Source organism: Brevundimonas sp. TWP1-3 (genome assembly GCF_049896085.1).
In the GTDB taxonomy this organism is placed as follows: Bacteria; Pseudomonadota; Alphaproteobacteria; order Caulobacterales; family Caulobacteraceae; genus Brevundimonas.
The window spans coordinates 680322-696711 of record NZ_JAFCTP010000001.1 but is presented as its reverse complement, the minus strand read 5'-3'; the positions used below and the strand labels follow the sequence as shown (position 1 = coordinate 696711).

General features: G+C 66.9%; 20 protein-coding genes and 1 pseudogene. 4 read left to right on the top strand and 17 right to left on the bottom strand.

Annotated elements, in window-relative coordinates:
• The first annotated feature begins 60 nt into the window (after window positions 1-60).
• Entirely contained in the window at window positions 61-918 is an 858-nt protein-coding gene (locus ACP693_RS03500) for an aspartate/glutamate racemase family protein (protein ID WP_346495658.1), read from the top strand.
• 4 nt (window positions 919-922) lie between these two features.
• On the opposite strand, the gene ACP693_RS03495 is transcribed toward ACP693_RS03500, so the two are convergent.
• The 5 genes from ACP693_RS03495 to argH form a co-directional block, all read right to left on the bottom strand.
• Window positions 923-1921, bottom strand: coding sequence for a cation diffusion facilitator family transporter (locus ACP693_RS03495; protein WP_426018935.1), 999 nt, complete (start codon window positions 1919-1921; stop codon window positions 923-925).
• A 78-nt stretch (window positions 1922-1999) separates the two neighbouring features.
• Window positions 2000-2656: a hypothetical protein gene (locus ACP693_RS03490; protein WP_425986545.1), complete on the bottom strand. Its 657-nt coding sequence runs from the start codon at window positions 2654-2656 to the stop codon at window positions 2000-2002.
• 49 nt (window positions 2657-2705) lie between these two features.
• Window positions 2706-3980, bottom strand: a complete 1275-nt coding sequence (lysA, locus tag ACP693_RS03485) for a diaminopimelate decarboxylase (RefSeq protein WP_426018937.1) — start codon at window positions 3978-3980, stop codon at window positions 2706-2708.
• Between the two features lie 2 nt (window positions 3981-3982).
• Entirely contained in the window at window positions 3983-4213 is a 231-nt protein-coding gene (locus ACP693_RS03480) for a hypothetical protein (RefSeq protein WP_426018938.1), read from the bottom strand.
• Window positions 4210-5649, bottom strand: a complete 1440-nt coding sequence (gene argH / locus ACP693_RS03475; protein WP_426018940.1) for an argininosuccinate lyase — start codon at window positions 5647-5649, stop codon at window positions 4210-4212. Before argH ends, ACP693_RS03480 begins: the two co-directional genes overlap by 4 nt.
• Here argH and ACP693_RS03470 point away from each other — a divergent pair.
• Window positions 5648-6313 carry a TlpA family protein disulfide reductase gene (locus ACP693_RS03470; RefSeq protein ID WP_426018942.1) on the top strand — a complete coding sequence of 222 codons (666 nt, stop codon included), beginning with the start codon at window positions 5648-5650 and terminating at the stop codon, window positions 6311-6313. The two genes, argH and ACP693_RS03470, sit on opposite strands and share 2 nt — an antisense overlap.
• Window positions 6314-6321: 8 nt before the next feature.
• Here the strand turns inward: ACP693_RS03470 and ACP693_RS03465 are convergent, their stop codons facing one another.
• Window positions 6322-6630 (bottom strand): hypothetical protein, encoded by a 309-nt coding sequence (locus ACP693_RS03465; RefSeq protein ID WP_425986553.1) that lies wholly within the window; start codon window positions 6628-6630, stop codon window positions 6322-6324.
• A 409-nt stretch (window positions 6631-7039) separates the two neighbouring features.
• On the opposite strand from ACP693_RS03465, the gene ACP693_RS03460 reads away from it, so the two are divergent.
• Complete coding sequence (locus ACP693_RS03460) at window positions 7040-7195, top strand: hypothetical protein (RefSeq protein ID WP_426018943.1); 156 nt, start codon at window positions 7040-7042, stop codon at window positions 7193-7195.
• A gap of 200 nt (window positions 7196-7395) precedes the next feature.
• Here the strand turns inward: ACP693_RS03460 and ACP693_RS03455 are convergent, their stop codons facing one another.
• The 9 genes and pseudogenes from ACP693_RS03455 to ACP693_RS03415 form a co-directional block, all read right to left on the bottom strand.
• Window positions 7396-7758: a hypothetical protein gene (locus ACP693_RS03455; RefSeq protein ID WP_426018944.1), complete on the bottom strand. Its 363-nt coding sequence runs from the start codon at window positions 7756-7758 to the stop codon at window positions 7396-7398.
• A gap of 148 nt (window positions 7759-7906) precedes the next feature.
• Window positions 7907-9082 (bottom strand): tyrosine-type recombinase/integrase, encoded by a 1176-nt coding sequence (locus ACP693_RS03450; RefSeq protein ID WP_426018946.1) that lies wholly within the window; start codon window positions 9080-9082, stop codon window positions 7907-7909.
• Window positions 8968-9330 carry a helix-turn-helix domain-containing protein gene (locus tag ACP693_RS03445; RefSeq protein ID WP_426018947.1) on the bottom strand — a complete coding sequence of 121 codons (363 nt, stop codon included), beginning with the start codon at window positions 9328-9330 and terminating at the stop codon, window positions 8968-8970. Before ACP693_RS03445 ends, ACP693_RS03450 begins: the two co-directional genes overlap by 115 nt.
• Window positions 9327-10994, bottom strand: coding sequence for an SNF2-related protein (locus ACP693_RS03440; protein WP_426018949.1), 1668 nt, complete (start codon window positions 10992-10994; stop codon window positions 9327-9329). The genes ACP693_RS03445 and ACP693_RS03440 overlap by 4 nt, the downstream gene beginning before the upstream one ends.
• Window positions 10991-11374: a hypothetical protein gene (locus tag ACP693_RS03435; protein ID WP_426018951.1), complete on the bottom strand. Its 384-nt coding sequence runs from the start codon at window positions 11372-11374 to the stop codon at window positions 10991-10993. Before ACP693_RS03435 ends, ACP693_RS03440 begins: the two co-directional genes overlap by 4 nt.
• The gene (locus ACP693_RS03430; protein WP_426019638.1) at window positions 11374-11649 is read right to left on the bottom strand and encodes a DUF2312 domain-containing protein; all 276 of its coding nucleotides are present in this window, start codon (window positions 11647-11649) and stop codon (window positions 11374-11376) included. Before ACP693_RS03430 ends, ACP693_RS03435 begins: the two co-directional genes overlap by 1 nt.
• A gap of 51 nt (window positions 11650-11700) precedes the next feature.
• Window positions 11701-11892 (bottom strand): annotated as a pseudogene (locus ACP693_RS03425) (DNA translocase FtsK); the annotation flags it as partial.
• Window positions 11892-12242 (bottom strand): DUF4326 domain-containing protein, encoded by a 351-nt coding sequence (locus ACP693_RS03420; protein ID WP_426018953.1) that lies wholly within the window; start codon window positions 12240-12242, stop codon window positions 11892-11894. The gene ACP693_RS03420 and the pseudogene ACP693_RS03425, both read right to left, overlap by 1 nt.
• On the bottom strand, window positions 12239-13342 hold the full coding sequence (locus ACP693_RS03415) for a DUF5131 family protein (RefSeq protein ID WP_426018954.1): 1104 nt from the start codon (window positions 13340-13342) through the stop codon (window positions 12239-12241). Before ACP693_RS03415 ends, ACP693_RS03420 begins: the two co-directional genes overlap by 4 nt.
• On the opposite strand from ACP693_RS03415, the gene ACP693_RS03410 reads away from it, so the two are divergent.
• Window positions 13341-13976, top strand: a complete 636-nt coding sequence (locus tag ACP693_RS03410) for a hypothetical protein (protein WP_426018956.1) — start codon at window positions 13341-13343, stop codon at window positions 13974-13976. The genes ACP693_RS03415 and ACP693_RS03410 overlap by 2 nt on opposite strands.
• 17 nt (window positions 13977-13993) lie before the next feature.
• On the opposite strand, the gene ACP693_RS03405 is transcribed toward ACP693_RS03410, so the two are convergent.
• Both ACP693_RS03405 and ACP693_RS03400 read right to left on the bottom strand, forming a co-directional pair.
• On the bottom strand, window positions 13994-14410 hold the full coding sequence (locus ACP693_RS03405) for a hypothetical protein (RefSeq protein WP_426018958.1): 417 nt from the start codon (window positions 14408-14410) through the stop codon (window positions 13994-13996).
• Entirely contained in the window at window positions 14410-16383 is a 1974-nt protein-coding gene (locus ACP693_RS03400) for a ParB/RepB/Spo0J family partition protein (protein WP_426018960.1), read from the bottom strand. Before ACP693_RS03400 ends, ACP693_RS03405 begins: the two co-directional genes overlap by 1 nt.
• Window positions 16384-16390: the final 7 nt, after the last annotated feature.

Sequence of the window (16390 nt, the reverse complement as noted above, 5' to 3'; positions counted from 1 at the left end):
GACGGTAATCTTCTCGGCAATCCGGTTGGATACGTCGTCGCACTGCTCTAAAGCGCGCCCATGGCTATTGGCGTTTTCGACTCCGGCGTGGGCGGTCTGACCGTTCACCGCGAACTGACACGGCGTTTCCCTGCGCGGGACTTCATCTATCTGGCCGATCAGGCCCACGCCCCCTATGGCGGGCGCAGCGGCGAGGATATCGTCGAACTGACAAAGACGGGGTGCGAGCGGCTATTCGACGCCGGCGCCTCCGTGGTCGTCCTGGCCTGCAACACCGCCAGCGCCATCGCCCTTCGCCGCCTGCAACAGACCTGGCTGCCGGGTCTGCGCGAACGGCTGGGCCGCCCGGTCAACATCCTGGGCATCATCGTGCCCACCATCGAGGCCGCGACCGGCAAGCCCTGGAGCTTCGAGGCCGAGCGGCCGCAGGAGGGCGAGAAGGTCGCCTCCATCGCCATCACCGGCGTCTTCTGCACCGCCGCCACGGCCATCAGCCGCGTCTACGAGATCGAGATCGACAAGCGGCGCGAGGATATCGCCGTCTTCTCCGAACCCTGCCCCGGCTTGGCGGGCCTGATCGAGCTGGGCGCCCCGCGCGAAGAGTTGAAGGTGGTGATCGACGACCACGTCGACGCCCTGCGCCGTCGCATCGGTCGCCATCCCGACAAGGCCATACTGGGCTGCACCCACTACGAGATCGTCGCCGAACTGTTCGCCCAGGCCCTGCCGGCGGGAACGGCGCTAATCGAACAGCCCAAGGCGGTCGCCGATGCGCTGGAGCGTTATTTCAAGGCGCACCCCGAATATGACCTGGGCGACAGCGGCCGCCGCGATTTCCTGACCACCGGCCAGGCCGGCCCCCAGTCGGAGATGGTGTCCCAGTTCTGGGGCGCGCCCCTGACCTTCGCCCAGGCGTAGAGGGTCAGCAGCCCGGACAATCCGGCAGCGGCTCATTCTCCAGCTGCAGCGTCGTGTGGCCGATGGTGTAACGTTTCGCCACGGCCTGGGCCTCGCAAATCAAAGCCGCCGTATCGAGACGGTCGTGAACCAGATGCGCCGTCAGAGCCGTCTCGGTCGTGGACAGGCCCCAGACGTGCAGATCATGCACCGCCCGCACGCCCGGCAGGGCGACCAGCGCCTTTTCCAGCGCCGGCACGTCCACGCCCGTCGGGGCGCCGTCCATGGCCAGGTTGACGGAATCCTTCAGCAGGCCCCAGGTGGACCACAGGATCACGACCACGATCGCCAGGCTGACCAGGGGATCGACCACGGACCAGCCGGTCAGCATGATCAAGCCCCCCGCCGCCACCACGCCCAGCGACACCCCGGCGTCGGCCATCATGTGCAGATAGGCGCCGCGCGCATTCAGGTCGTGCTGCGACTTCATGAACAGAAGCGCGGTGCCCAGGTTGATGACGAAGCCGATGCCCGCCACCGCCATGATGACGCCCGACCCGACCGGCGCCGGCTCGTTGAAGCGGCGCACCGCCTCGAAAGCGATGGCCCCGCAGGCGAAAATCAGCAGCAGCGCATTGCCCAGGGCCGCCAGAACCGTCGCCTTGCCGAACCCATAGGTCCGCCGACCGCCCGCCGCCCCATGCGCGCCGCGCCGCGCCAGCCAGGCCGCGCCGCCCGCCATGGCCAGGCCCAGCACGTCCGACAGATTATGTCCGGCGTCAGCCAGCAGCGCCGTGGAATCCGCGATCAGCCCCGCGCCGAACTCGCACGCCACGAACAGCAGATTGACGACCAGACCGACGGCGTAGCGCCAGTCGCCGGTATCCACCGGGCCGTGGCTGTGTCCGCCATGCCCGTGCCCATGACCGTGGCTGTGCCCATGATGGCCGTGTGAATGGCCGTGCCCATGATCCGAGTGATCGTGGTCATGGTCGTGATCGGCGTGGTCGTGCGCGGCGTTCATGGCTCGCCTATACGCCGTTTGGCGCAACAGCCAAGCTGATACATGATAACGCATTGAATGTTATCATGTAATATCGCCTCAGTGCTGATGCATGGCGACGACGAGGCCAAGCGCGATCAGGGCCACGCCCAGCACCGCCCCCTCATACCTCGCCCACCGTTCCAGCCGCAGGATCGAGGCGCCGGCGCTGGCCAGGGCCGTGAATGTCGCCATGCCGGCGATGGTGCCGACCGCAAACACCACCGTCAGCATCGCAAGAGCGCCGATGCCCGCCGAGGCCGAGGACAGATAGATGGGCAACAACACTTCGCCCGGCGACACCGCCATCATCGCGATCAGGCCCAGGAAGGCCGCCTTGTCCGACACCGCCGGCTCTGAAGTTTCCAGGGCGGGACCACCGGCCACGGCCGGCCGACGCAAGGTCGCGCGCGCCAGATAGAAGGCGCCGAACAGGAACAGCAGCACCGCCGCCAGATGCGGCAACACCCCCTCGATCCATTGATCCAGCGCCAGGCCCGCCGCCACGATCAGGCCGCCGACCACCGCCGTCGTGGCGATATGGGCCAGGCCCGCCGCCGTCACTGCCATCAGGATCCGCGACGGTCGCCAGCCTTGCGCCCGTCCGACCAGGGTGAAGGGCAGCCAGTGGGTCGGCAGGGCCGCATGCAGAAAGGCCGCGACGAAGCCGCCCCCCAGCAGCGAAAGCATGACGGACTGTTCGGGACCGGGGGACATGACCGGCCCTATAGCGTGTTACTTTATAACGGTCGAGAGGGATTCTCGCCTAAAGCCAGTCGGCGAACGGCTCGCGGTCCAGCATTTCCTCATATGTCGGGCGCGGCCGGATCACGGCCCACTGATCGCCGTCCACCAGAACTTCGGGGACCAGAGGCCGGCTGTTGTATTCGCTCGACATCACCGCGCCGTAAGCCCCCGCCCCGGTGAAGACGATCAAGTCCTCGGCCTCCAGCGGCGGCAGCTCGCGGTCGCGCGCGAAGGTGTCGCCGGTCTCGCACACCGGCCCGACCACATCGTGCGGCAGGCGCGCACCGCCGCGCGGATTGACCGGCTGGATGTCGTGGAAGGCGTCGTACAGCGCTGGCCGCATCAGGTCGTTCATCGCCGCGTCCAGCACCAGGAAGCGTCGCCCGTCCGAGCGTTCGTTGACCTGGATCACCTGGCTGAGCAGCACGCCGGCGTTGGCGGCCAGCAGCCGCCCCGGCTCGAACGCCGCCTCGACGTCCAGCCCGTTCAAAACCCGCGCGGCCATGGCGACATAGTCGGCCGGCGACGGCGGTTCGGTCCCGCCGGAATAGGGCACGCCCAGCCCACCGCCCAGGTCCAGCCGCGTCACGGCATGACCCTGAGCCCGCAGGTCCCGCGTCATCTGAGCCAGCACCGTGAAGGCGGCCTCCAGCGGGGCCAAATCGGTGATCTGGCTGCCGATATGACAAGCCAGCCCCACCGGCGTGACATGGGGCGAGGCCGAGGCGCGCGCGTACAGCCCCATCGCCTCCTCGACCGGCACGCCGAACTTGTCGCCCTTGCCGCCCGTGGTGATCTTGGCGTGACCGCCCGCGCCGACGTTGGGATTGACGCGCACGGCGATGGCCGGAGAGGTGTCCATCATGGCCGCGATGGCGATCAGCCGGTCCAGCTCCGCACCGGACTCGATATTGATCTGACGCACGCCGACGCTGATGGCGAAGGCCATTTCCACATCGGTCTTGCCCACGCCGGAAAAGATGATCCGGTCGGACGGCACGCCTGCCGCCAGCGCACGGCGGATTTCACCCTCGGACACGGTGTCGGCGCCCGAGCCCAGCTTGGCCAGGGTCGCCAGCACCGACAGGTTGGAGTTGGCCTTGACCGCAAAGGCGATCAGCGCCTCGCCCAACGCATCGCGATGCGCATCGGCGGCGGCGCGCAGCAGGCCGTAGTGCCGCTTCAGCGTCGCGGTCGAATAGACATAGGCCGGCGTGCCGACCTCGTCCGCGATCAGCTCCAGCGGCACGCCCTCGGCATACAGGGCGCCGTCCTTCAGGTCGAAATGGTGCAAGGCTAGCGCGGGTCGTTCTGGGCGGCGCCGGCGCCGATGGGGTTCGAAGGCCCGCCGTCGATCGGCACGCTGCTGGACGGGCGGTTCATGGTCGCCGGCTCGGGCAGATGCGGCGCGCGGCTGTCGCGCGGCGCACGCTCGGTCTCGCGCACCGGCGATTCCAGATCGGCCATGCGACCGCAAGCCGAGGTAAGCAGGGCGAGCGCGCCCGCAAGGATCAGGATCTTTTTCACAGGCGGGCTCTCCAGTCGGCGATACGCGCACGGACCTGTTCCGGCGCGGTTCCCCCATAGCTTTGACGGCTTTCGCAGGAAGCCTGGGCGGTCAGCACCTTGTAAACCGCTTCGGTGATCCCCGGCTCCAGTTTCTGCATTTCTTCCAGCGGCAATTGCGACAGGTCCACCCCCAGGGTCTCCGCCCGCTTCACCGCCGCCCCCGTCACATGGTGCGCCTTGCGGAACGGCAGGTTCAGCTCGCGCACCAGCCAGTCGGCCAGGTCCGTCGCGGTCGAGAAGCCCGCGCCTGCCGCCTGGGCCATGCGTTCCGTATTGGGCTGCAGCGCCGACACCATCGCGGTCATGGCGACCAGGGCCAGGTCCAGGGCGTCGAAGGCCTCGAACACCGGCGGCTTGTCCTCCTGCATGTCCTTGGAATAGGCCAGCGGCAGACCCTTCATGACCGTCGACAGGGCGACCAGCGAGCCCAGGATCCGGCCGGTCTTGGCCCGCACCAGTTCGGCCGCGTCGGGATTGCGCTTCTGCGGCATGATCGACGACCCGGTCGTCAGGTCGTCCGGCAGGGAGGCGAAGCCGAACATCGGCGTCATCCAGATTACGATCTCCTCGGCCAAACGCGACAGATGCCCCGCCGTGATCGAGGCGGCGGCCAGGCTCTCCAGCGCAAAGTCCCGGTCCGAGACCGCATCCAGCGAGTTGGCCATCGGCCGGTCGAAGCCAAGCGCCGCCGCCGTCATCTGGCGATCAATGGGGAAGGGCGAACCGGCCAGGGCCGCGGCGCCCAGCGGGCTTTCGTTCATCCGGGCGCGCGCGTCGTTGAAGCGCCCCGCATCGCGGCCGAACATCTCGACATAGGCCATCAGGTGGTGACCCAGGGTCACGGGCTGGGCCGTCTGCAAATGGGTGAAGCCGGGCATCAGGTCGCCCGCATGCTGTTCGGCGCGCGCCAGCAGGGCGGCCTGCAAGGCCTTCAACTGGGCGACCGAACGATCGCAGGCGTCGCGCACCCAAAGGCGGAAATCGACGGCAACCTGGTCGTTGCGGCTGCGCGCCGTGTGCAGGCGGCCCGACGGCTTGCCGATCAGTTCGTTCAGGCGCGCCTCCACATTCATGTGGATGTCCTCGAACTGGTCGCGGAAGGGGAAGGTGCCGGCCTCGATCTCGGATTCGATGGCGTCCAGCCCGCCCAGGATGGCCTCGGCGTCCGCCTGCTGGATGATGCCCTGTTTGGCCAGCATGCGGCAGTGGGCGCGCGACCCCGCCAGATCCTGGCGCCACAGCCGCTGATCCACGCCGATGGAGACGTTGATCGCCTGCATGATTTCGGCGGGGCGCGACGAAAAGCGTCCGCCCCACATGTCTTGACCCGCGGGCTTCACCGGCGCAGTCGAACCGCCAGATGGCTTGGCGTCGGAAGAGGTGGATTCAGTCATGAGCGGCTCTAGAAAGGCGATCTGGGCGGTCGTCGGCGCGGTCGTCGTCGTCAGCACCATCGCCGGCGCCGGCGGCATGGCGATGTCGCTATACGCCAATCATCGCCAGAAGGCGCAAGTCGAAGAGGCCGCAACGGCCGCCGCGACGCCAAAAAGCGACCTGGCGCGGTTCGCCGTAGGTCCCCTTGCGGCGCTTTCGACCCCGGCAGATGCCAAGACGGCCCCCGAATACGCCTTCCGCGACCGCACCGGCACCGCCGTCCGCTTTTCGGCCTTCGAGGGCAAGGTGGTGGTCGTGAACCTGTGGGCGATGTGGTGCGCGCCATGCAAGGCGGAGATGCCGACGCTTCAGGCCCTGGCGAAAGCCTATGAGGCGAACGAGGATCTGGTGGTCCTGCCGATCAATGTGGACGCCACGCCCGAAGCGGCGGCCGACGCCAGACGCTTTCTCGACGACCACGCCCCCCTGCCCTTCTACAGCGACATCCGTTTCCAGCTGCCGTTCGAGTTTCCGGGCAAGGGCGCCATGCCGCAGACGATCATCCTGGATCGCCAGGGCCGTATCCGCGCCACCATGGCCGGCGAGGCGGACTGGTCCAGCCCCCAGGCCCGCGCCCTGATCGACGCGGTGCTGGCGGAAGGCAGCTCACCGCCTCCCGCCTGATCCGTGCTTTAGTTATCGACCGGAACGCGTTGGTCCGTGGCGGGATTGATCGCGCCGGGCTTGCCTTCAGCGGCCGCTTCGGCCTGTTCGCCTTCCAGCTTGTCGGCGACCTTGCCGGCCCCGGTCTCGACGGCCTGGGCCGCCTTCATCGCCCCACCCTCGATCACCTCACCGGCGCGCGACGCCACATCCGCCGTCTTGTCGGCGGCGGCTTCGGCATGGGCTTCGGTCTTTTCCTGCTCGGTCTCGGTGCAGGCGGCGGCGCCCAAGGTCAGGGCGGCGACAGCCGCCATCAAGGCTTTGGTTCGGATCGTCATGGCGGATCTCCGGTCAAGGTTAAGGTCTCGACCGACAAACGCAGCACAACAGCACAGGTTGCAGCGGATCGCCGGCCCCGAGCGGAACTCCGTCACAACCGCGCGGCAGGAGCGCGCGCGGGCCTCGCGATGTCGCCATTTCAAACCGCGAACCCGTCATAACGACAACGGCGCCGCAACCGTAAGTCCCTGCCGATGGTCCGTCGGATTTGCCAGGCGAGCGAAGACATGAGAGCTTGGCGGATCAGGGAGAAAAGCCATGTTCTCAACGCCTCTCATTTTCGTCGCCGCGCTCGCGTTTCAAGCGTCCGCTCAAACCCCACCCGTCACGACACCGACTTCACCCCAAGCGGGTGCGGCGGAGCAGCCGGCGCCGGCCCGCGCACGTCGCGTCTGCGAACGGCGCGCCTTGACAGGCCGCAGGCTGGAGCAAACTATTTGCTACACGCCGGAACAATACGCTGCGCTGGTCCAGGCCAAGCGCAAGGAACTGGAAGACATCCAGAGCCGCAACAATGTTCAGTATGATCGCGGGATCGTCGGCATCGGCCCTGGACCACTCTAGCCCTGCCGACCTCTTGGAAAGTGGTGACTGGAGGCGGGATCGTTCTTAGACCCACATCTCCTGTGATGCACATCGCCTGCTGAAACAGGCTCAATCACCGCGCCAAACAGCGGGGTGATTGAGCCTGCAAAAGCACGCACAGCCCATCATCTGACTTCCCGATACGCTAAGGGTGGATAGCGGAACTGTACCATAACCCCTTAGCTGCGGCCTTTTAGCCGTTGTGCGACAGCTTGCATTCTGGCGTTTGCCGCGCGCTCCATGTCTCTACATTCGGCAGCAGTCTTGTCTGGTCGGGTAGGGTCTGCCAGACCTTGCTCATACCCCTGCTTGAAGCTGGAGATCAGCCACGCCGGCACACCTGACGGCGCCTGATCGGAGGTTAGGCCATCGAGGCGCTCCTTGGCGCCGGCAGGTAGGTGAGCGGCGCAAATACCGGAGTATCTCCCCAGACCCATGAATGCGACCACGGCTTCCGCAGCGTCAGAGTTTGCGGGCGTGATGATCGGAGGTCCTGCCTCCTGCCCCATAAGGCTGGCGCTCAAAAATGCAGCAATGATCATCTTCTTCCCCGTGTCGAGCAGGGGGCGACCGACGGACACGCCCCGGATGAACTTCGCACAAAGTTAGGTCACCGAGGAGAGCCGTAACAATGATCATCCGAACAATAAAATGGTGACTGGAGGCGGGATCGAACCGCCGACCTGTGGGTTATGAAGCGTCCGTGCCCGACCGCTTAGTTGGTTGTTCCGTCGCCGCTTTTTCGGGGGCGTCCGAAACGGGTTCGGGACTATTCCGGGACATTGCCTCAAGCGCGGCGCGCACGTCGTCCTCGACGGCGTGGGCGTAGACCATGGTCGATTTGATATCGGCGTGGCCGAGCAGGCGCTGGGCCATGCGGATGTTGCCGGTCGCGCGGAGGGCGGTCATGGCGCTGTGGTGGCGCAGGTCGTGGGCGCCCTTCATGCCCTTGCTGGCGCGAAGTCCTGACGTCGTCATGGCGCGGCGCAAGGCGATCGAGGCGCCGTTGTAGGTCAGGGCGCGGAGCTTGGCCTGGCCGAACTTGGGCGGCTTCATCTCCCGGAACCACACGGTGTCCAGTTTGGCGGCCTGCGCCCTGCCCTTGCGCGCGGCCAGCATGGCGGCGTCGGCCGGCAGGATCGGAATGACGTGGTCGTCGCCGCCCTTTCGTTCCCTCAGCCTGACCCGCGCCCGCGCCGGGTCGGCGACGTCGATGTCGTCCAGGCTGAAGAAGAGTTCGGACAGCCGGCAGCCGTAGCGCGAGGCGAAGCGGACCAGATCGTGCCAGTGCGGCCGCACCTCAGCCAGCACCAGGTCCAGCTGGCCAGCGGCGAACTCCTTGGGCTTGGGCTTGGGTTCCTTCATCCGCAGCGCCTGCCAGTCGATCTCCGGCAGGGTCGCGCCCCATACCTTCCGGGCACGGATCAGGATCGGTCGCAGGCTATCGATCATGTCGCGGTTCACCGTGCCGTTGGACGGCAGGTATTGCTTGGCGCTCTTGCCCTCGGCCTTGGCGAAGGTCATGCCTCGACGGCGCTGGATCCCGCGCGCGACGACGTCCGTGGTGATCTCGCCGATCGGCGTCTTGGGGCCGATGGCCTTGACCGCCCGCTCGATGCGGCCCTCAAGCCGATCGCCCCCCTTCAGCGTCGATCCGTGCTCGTCCCACCAACGGGCCGCCGCTTCGTCCAGGGTCATGCGGCTGGCGTCGTCCAGTTCGCCCTTGGCGGCCTGGACGCGTATGCGGCGCTCTACTTCTTCGGCCGCGCGGCGCGTTTCAACGCCCGTCGAGCCGTGAAATCGACGACCTTTGATCTGGAAGTCGTATTGGAAGTAGGGGCTCTTGGCTGGCTTATAGACGGACATGACGCGTCACTCTCGGTCAGATAGGCGCGGATGTCACCCTCGGTGTAACCGCGCGTCTTTCCGGCCCCCACGCGGACGGCCCGGATGATGCCGGCGTCGGTCATCTCGCGCAGGGTTTTGGGGTCGCAGCCGATCACCTTGCAGGCGGCGGCGGCGGTGATGACGGCCGCCTCGGCGAAGGCGGCCTGGATGCGGGCCTCGGTCACGGGGCCGATCATCGGCAGGCGTTCGGCGGCTCCCATGGTCACGCGGCCTCCAGATAACGGTCGACCAGGCCTTGCAGTTTGCTCGCGTCGGCTTGGGCGGCCTGGACGCCAAGGGCGGGATCGATGATGGCGTGCGCCTGGCTGGCCTTGACGCCCAGCACCTCCATGATGGGCGGGTCGGAGCCATCCTGGGCGACCAGATAGAGGGCGGTGACGGGGGCGGGGTAGCAGCGCTGTCCCTCTCGATCGAGCCGGCCGATGCACTGGTGATGGATGCCGGGCGACCAGTCGAGTTCGCCGAACACGACCGTCGAGGCGCGCATCTGAAGGCCGTCGATGCCGGCGCCGGATCGCAGGCTCATGATCATCAGGTCCGTCTCGCCTTCCAGGAAGGCGCGCTTGGTCGCTTCCTTGGCCTTGGGCGTCTCGGTGCCGGTGAACAGGCGCGGCTTCAGGTCCGCTAGCTCTTTCAGCCAGATGTCATAGACGGCGCGGTGCCAGCCGAAGAGCAGGATGGGTTCGCCCGATTCGACCAGGACGCGGACGGCGGCTGCGACCTGTCGGGCCTTGGCGACGCCGGTGGCCTGACGGGCCAGCATATCGAGCTTGCGCACGGCGTCGCCCCGCTCGGTAAAGGCGCCGGTCGTCGCGGTGATGGCGAGGGCGCGCGCCGCGTCCTCGATGCTGGCCAGGGCGTCGGCCGAGTGTTCGATTTCGCGGACCAGAATGTTCGGCCGGCCCTCGCGATCCTTGGTCTTGCGGGTGAAGCTGTTGCAGTCCCGCAGGTAGGCGCCGAGCGCGCGCGGGTCGTTGACCCTGTATTTGCCGTTGCCCAGCGCCGAACACCATTCGCGCAGGAAGTCGGATTTCTCCCCGAGCACCTCGGGTCGCAGGAAGCGCATCACCTCCCAGATCTCGTCGCCGTAGTTGTAGATCGGCGTGGCGGTCAGCCCCAGCTTCAACCGGGCGACCTCGGCCAGGCGCAAGGCGGCCTTGCCTTTCTCGGCCTGCTCGCCGCGTCGCAGCTCCTGCATCTCGTCGAAGGCCAGCAAACCGATCTCGGTCGCCTCAAGCACGTCGGCCCAGCCAGCAAGCTGGCTGTAGGCGAGGATGCGGACGTCGGGCGTCAGCAGGCCGCCTGAGGCGTTGGTCGGCGGCTTGGTCCCCTGAAGCACCTCGACCTGAAGCATGGTGAAGTCGCGCAGCTTCTGCGCCCACTGTTCGCGAAGGTGGGGCAGGCACACGATCACCGCCGGCAGGGCGTCTTTGATCAGGGCGGCGGCGCCTGTCGTGTAGGTCTTGCCCTCGCCCACCTCGTCCCCGACCAGCAAGCCGCCCACGCGCTCCAACAAGGCGACGGCGCGGCCCTGATGCTCGCGCACCTCCTGCCCAGGTTGCAGGCCGGTGAAAAGCGGGGGGAAATAGGGCTGGGTGCGGATGGTCTCCAACTCGGCGACGATGCCGCGATAGCGGTCCGTCTCGCCGGCGAGGCGCGCGCGGTCCGCCTCGGACATGGCCAGCGGATAGCGGCTCTCGAACCACGTCAGATCTGCGCAGCGGTCCGGCGTGTCGGGGAAGGCATAGGGTCCGCCTGATCCCTTGGGAATGTGGGTGAAGATGGCCTTGAGCCGGATCTTCACATGCGGCTCCAGCTGGTCCAGCAACCAGGTGTCGTCCGCCAGTGAAAGGGCGCCATAGGTTCTCACAGCCAGGCCCTTCCCAAGCTGATGACGCACAGCGGTTTTCCGTTGATCGTAGCGGGCGCGCGGAGGGCGCGGTTCGTCAGCAGGATCAGGTCGGTGACCTCAGGGTGTTCGGCATATCGGATGAGCTGGCGCATGACGTCCGCCTCCCGCGCCTTGTTCATCTTCACCTCGATCACGACACCGAGGATGAAGAAGTCGGGAATGTCGCGGGACGACAGGCGGTGCTCGGGCTTCAGGTCCGGCTGGATCTCGATCGGCAGACGGTCGATCAGCCATTGCCGGATCTGCGCCTGGCAAGCCTTCTCGTCGTCGAGATCGAACCGGCCGGACGACAGCCATCCGACCAGCGTGTGGGCCAGGGGGCGAACCGGGTTTGTCATCAGACTTCCCCCAACGCCGACAGATAGAGGTCGAGGATCGCCTCCTCCTCCTGACGCTTCGCCTTGTCCTGCGTGCGTATGCGGATGACCTTGCGGAGGATTTTCACGTCGTAGCCCTCGCCTTTCGCCTCGGCGAAGACCTCCTTCATGTCGGCGAGCACCGCTTGCTTGTCTTCTTCCAGTCGTTCCAGCCGCTCAACGATGGTGCGGATACGGCCTTGCGCCGTCACCGTCAGAGCGTCCTGTCCGTCGGTGTCGGCGGCTGCTTCGTTCAGCAGCGGCGGCGAGCCTTCGCCGCGCGGCTCAGGCGAGGGAACGAGGACCACGCGCTTGCCGGCGTGATCGGCCGAACTCACGACGCCGGCGACCTCCAGCGCTTCCATGAGTGTGGCGGCGCTGTTGTAGCCGATCTGCAGGCGACGCTGGATGTAAGACACCGACGCCTTCTGGTCGGTCGTGACGATCAATGCGGCCTGTTTGAATAGTTCCTGGGCGGCCTGGGGAATCAAGTTGACCATCAGGCCGGCTCTGCGGGGTTGGCGATCTCTAGCAGGACGTCGGCGTGGCAGGGGCTGTCGAGCGGGCACCAGCAGGCGAGGTTCTTACCTCTCAGCTCGTGAGCGCTGGCGATGATGCGGCCGATATAGGAGTCAGGCACCGCGAGGGGCGGGCAGAAAGATCCGTTCGACATGAACCCCATGGTCGCCACGCGGAACCGACGGACGGCCTCGGCCGCATCGGGGATGCCCGGCTCGCCGACGCGCCAAGGATTGCCCCAGCGTTTTCCAGGGCCGCGCGTGACCACGACGGTGTTGACTGGCAGGCTCCATCCCTTGCGACGTGACAGCTGAATGCGGTGAGCCCTCACTGAGCGACCTCCGCCGGATAGCCGTCGTGCTGAACGCCATCCAGGCGGCGGCCTGCCGCCTTCTTTCCGGCGCGGTAGCAGGTCGGCTCATCGTCGATGTGCATGCCCTCAGCCGACGCCGAGGTCAGGGTTTCGAAGTGCCACTGGTCATTGAACCAATCGGCGGTATCGACCGTGCGGCCGATGGTGTTCTGAGCGTTCTCGCCCGGCGTCCAGTCGCCCCATTGCTTGAACAGGAACGGCGTGCCGGCGGCGGCGCAGTCATCGCGGATGTGCCGCGCCCAGTCCGGGTGCATGGGGCGGGAGCCTTGGCCGCTCTCTCCTCCGACGACGACCCAGTCCAGTTTCGCGGACAGGGTCTCGGCAAAGAATGGGCCGTCTGTGCGGGACATGCCTTGGCCTGTCAGGGCGTTGCGGTATCGGCGGTGCGGCGGCTCGACCTCAAGCGATCGGAAGTCGATCGAGCCGAGGAGCGGTTCGGCCGATACCCAGCGCACGGCGGCCGGCGTCTCCAGCAAGATCGCCACGCGTTGGGCTGCGCGCGTCTGGTCCTCAGCGCTGACGCCCAGCCATACGTTCGGCAAGGGCCAGGGCGTGTCGTCAAAGCTAACGCCATGCGAGGCGCCGTCGATACGGGCGGCGGCGTCGTCCAGCACCTGGGGCACGATGAACGACATGTGGTCGAGCGCCCGCTGCGATTCTGCAAGCCGGACGAAATAGGCCAGCATCCGCTCCGGTCGCTTCGTCAGTATCTGGAAGACGTGCTGGGGGCACAGCGCCATCACGGCGAAGATCTGGTCCAGTTGGTCGTCGGTGACGCCGTCGTGGAACAGGTCGCCATGGGCGGCGACGAAAATCTTGCGCGGCTTTGACCAGCGCAGCGGTTGGGTCAGCCAGTCGGCATTGAATCGGACTTGTCCGTTCCAGACGGGCCCGGCCTTGCTCTCGGTCGTCAGGCCCTTGCGCGAGGGGTGATCGCGCAAGCGGGTGCCGGCGAGCCTCATTGCATAGCAGTTCGTGCAACCCGGCGAGACGACGCTGCACCCGGTGACGATGTTCCAGGTCGCGTCGGTCCATTCGATGTGGGTGTGGTCAGCCATGGACAGCGCCCACAACCTGTGCGGTATACAGCGAATGGCTCAGCGTATCGTCATTATCTCTTGGGTGGCCACGTGCGTCGCAATCGTCACGATCGTCTGGTGCGCCGCTTTCGGTCCTACGATGAATCCGTTCTTGGCTTGGCTCGATGCGCACGACGGCGCGGCATGGGTTCAGGCCGTTGGCTCCGTAGCCGCCCTGTTCGCCCTTTTTGTTGCTCAGCGGCTTGACCACGCTAGAGATGCCGAGGTCGTCGCAAAGACTGTTGAGCAGGACACTGCGGACCAAGCTGAAGCGCTTTTGCTTTTGGCCACGCCCATTCAAGTTGAGGTGGGCGGAGCGCAAGCCCTGTCTCAAGCGGGCGATTGGAGCGTTGCAAGCGCGCGAATTAAGAAGGCCAACTTTGCCAGCCTTCTGAAAATGATCGAGGCGGTTCAGCTGCACAAGTTGCCGGGCCGAAGAGCTGCTGTTGCGGCAATGGCTGCGCGAATGGCCTGCATTCAGCTGATCGAGCATCTGAGCGAGATTGAAGAAATCCTGCCGACGCAGCCTGACCCGAACGTGCTTGACGACTGGGTGGCTACGCTCGAAACGCACATCGATTATCTCGAATCGATTGTGGTTCACGCTCGTTGAGATGAACGTAGCGGTCATCAGGCGGCGTCCTTCATGTCGTCGGCCATCACGAGGCGGTTACGGCGCAGGGCGGCTTGCAGGACGGCCATGCCCTGGCCGTCGAGGTAGGCGTGGCCGATGAGGCGGTCGCGGTCGTTGCCGGCGTCCAGGGCGAAGACGGAGACGGCGCGGCGGGGGCTGGTGTCGCCCTCGATCTCAAGGTCTTCGATCTCGATCAGTTCGAGGGCCTGAAGGCCGCGCTCGCGCTGGATGTGACGGGCCAGGGCGTCGAGGTCAGCGAAGGCCTTGGGCTTGTCGGCGGGGTTCGCCGTCAGGATGGCGAAGCGGACGTCGTGGGACATGCGGTATCTCCGGCGATGAAGGTTGCGGGGTGCGGGGGTCGGCAGGTTGTGGGCGGCCAGCAAGGCGACGCCTTCGATCCAGGGCGGACGCATCAGGCGGCTTCGTCCTGGTCAGCGTCGGCCTCGGCCTCGGCCGTGGCGTCGCCTCCGGTCGGCGTGTCGCCGGCGGCGGCGAGGTGTTCGTCGGTCAGGATGACGGCGCCGTCGTGGGTCCAGTCGAAACCGTCCTCGCCAAAGGCGACGCCGTTGTCTTCGAGGAAGGCGGTCAGGATCTGCGTCGCCAGTTCGGCGGCCTGCTCGTCCGTCAGGTCGGGGCGGCGGTCGGCGGCGATGGCCGCGATGGCGTCGACGAACTCTTCCTCGGTCGGGCCTTCGGGCTCGGCGGGCGTGGGGGTCAAGACGCCGCCGGCGGCGTTGGCGGCGACGACGATCATCTGATTGATCGCCAGTTCCTGCTCGCTGGGCGCGCCGTAGTGGTCGCGTGTCTTGACCGTTGTGCCGTTGGCGGCGGCGATAATCCCGGACGGCAGGGCCTGCCACGGCAGGGGGCGGTCCAAGTCATTGGCGATGCTGACGACCTCTTCCGGCTGCCCGGCTTCGGGACGTTCCTGCGCGGCGGCGAGCAGGCGCAGGTGACGTTGGCGCGCCTCGGCCCAAACCGCGTCGCGAGCAGCGAGTGCGGCGGCGCGGTCTTGGTTCTCCCGCTCGCGCTGTTCGGCGGCGATGCGGGCGTCTTCGACAAGAGCAGCGCCCTCCTCCGTCAGCTCGCCGGGATCTGCCAGCCAAGGTGTGCCGAGGACGGGCGTTTCATCGTCCCAAGCCGGGGCTTGATCGCCCAAGACCTTGACCTGGGCCTCGCGGAGCGCGGCGAGACGCGTGTCGGTGTCCCCGCCGTGCAGGCCGGCCGGAAGGCGAGGATTGCACCAGTCGATCCCGTGCGGCGCGCTGTAGCCGCGCTTGACGATGAAGCGGCCAAGGTGCTCCCCGAAGGTCTTGATGTCCGAGAATTCCAGGACGCCAAGTTCTTGCAGGCGTTTAGCCTCGGGCGTTGTGCCGGCGTCGGGAGCGACAACAATCTGATTCCACAGGTTCCCGTATTTGGTCATCTCGTAGGCGGCGAAGATGGTCTCGACTGTCGCCAGCCATTCGGCCGGGGTCAGATCGACGGGCGCCGGTTCGTTGTCCTTCGCCGCCAGCTTCTGGCGGGCGTCCCGGACCGACAGGTGTTTGGGATCGTCGCGCGGCAGGGTCATGCGCTGCTGGTCGGCCTCGTCCAGCTTCAAAAAACGGCGGTGCTGCTGGACGTGTTCGGGGGTGTAGCCGAGGCGTTCGGCGATCAGCTTGTTCTCGAAGCCCAGCTCGGCCAGCTGCTCGAAACCGTTGGCCTTCTCGATCGGGTTCAGCTTGCGGCGCAGCAGGTTCTCGGCGATCGCGGCGAAGCGGGTTTCCTTGGCGTCGCGGTCCAGCAGGCGGGTCAGGATCGGCTCTTCCGGCTCCCAATCGCCATCGCTGATGGCCTCGCCGATGGCGCGCCAGCGGCGTTCGCCAGCGACCAGTCGATAGCGCGGCAGGGTCTGTTCGCCGGCCGGGGTGACGACAGTGATCGTCGCGTCCTGAAGGTCGTCGGCGGCCATGGGGCGCACGACCAGGTTCTGCAGCAGGCCGTTCTTGACGATGTCGGCGCGCAAGGCGTCCAGCTCATCCTTGGCGTCGTCGCTGGTCCAGTCCTGACGGGCGTTGTCCGGGTCGGGCAAGATCTGGTCGTGGCGCAGGGCCAAAAGGCCGTCGGGCATGGCGTCGCCGCCTGCGCTGGCCGTCTCGGCGCGGTTGATCGCCTCCAGCTGCAACAGGCCGTCCGAGGTCAGGCCGTCCGCCATCGGATCCGGCAGCAGGAGGCCGGCCGTGACCATGCCCTTGAGCGTCTTGCCGAGGTTGGACTGGTCGCGGCCGATCGAGGCTGCGAGGGTGGTGATTGTCGGCGTGGCGCGTCGGTCAGCCGGCGAGGCCAGGGCGCGCAAGACGTCGGCGTTCTGGACGGCGAGGATGTTCAGTTCGAGCATGGACATGGTTGGG

What these genes read in the sequence shown, in the direction of transcription:
- ACP693_RS03500 (WP_346495658.1), top strand. Translation starts at nt 61, where the DNA reads ATGGCTATTGGCGTTTTCGACTCCGGCGTGGGCGGTCTGACCGTTCAC.
- ACP693_RS03495 (WP_426018935.1), bottom strand. Translation starts at nt 1,921, where the DNA reads ATGAACGCCGCGCACGACCACGCCGATCACGACCATGACCACGATCAC.
- ACP693_RS03490 (WP_425986545.1), bottom strand. Translation starts at nt 2,656, where the DNA reads ATGTCCCCCGGTCCCGAACAGTCCGTCATGCTTTCGCTGCTGGGGGGC.
- ACP693_RS03470 (WP_426018942.1), top strand. Translation starts at nt 5,648, where the DNA reads ATGAGCGGCTCTAGAAAGGCGATCTGGGCGGTCGTCGGCGCGGTCGTC.
- argH (WP_426018940.1), bottom strand. Translation starts at nt 5,649, where the DNA reads ATGACTGAATCCACCTCTTCCGACGCCAAGCCATCTGGCGGTTCGACT.
- ACP693_RS03465 (WP_425986553.1), bottom strand. Translation starts at nt 6,630, where the DNA reads ATGACGATCCGAACCAAAGCCTTGATGGCGGCTGTCGCCGCCCTGACC.
- ACP693_RS03455 (WP_426018944.1), bottom strand. Translation starts at nt 7,758, where the DNA reads ATGATCATTGCTGCATTTTTGAGCGCCAGCCTTATGGGGCAGGAGGCA.
- ACP693_RS03450 (WP_426018946.1), bottom strand. Translation starts at nt 9,082, where the DNA reads ATGTCCGTCTATAAGCCAGCCAAGAGCCCCTACTTCCAATACGACTTC.
- ACP693_RS03435 (WP_426018951.1), bottom strand. Translation starts at nt 11,374, where the DNA reads ATGACAAACCCGGTTCGCCCCCTGGCCCACACGCTGGTCGGATGGCTG.
- ACP693_RS03410 (WP_426018956.1), top strand. Translation starts at nt 13,341, where the DNA reads ATGGACAGCGCCCACAACCTGTGCGGTATACAGCGAATGGCTCAGCGT.
- ACP693_RS03415 (WP_426018954.1), bottom strand. Translation starts at nt 13,342, where the DNA reads ATGGCTGACCACACCCACATCGAATGGACCGACGCGACCTGGAACATC.
- ACP693_RS03405 (WP_426018958.1), bottom strand. Translation starts at nt 14,410, where the DNA reads ATGCGTCCGCCCTGGATCGAAGGCGTCGCCTTGCTGGCCGCCCACAAC.
- ACP693_RS03400 (WP_426018960.1), bottom strand. Translation starts at nt 16,383, where the DNA reads ATGTCCATGCTCGAACTGAACATCCTCGCCGTCCAGAACGCCGACGTC.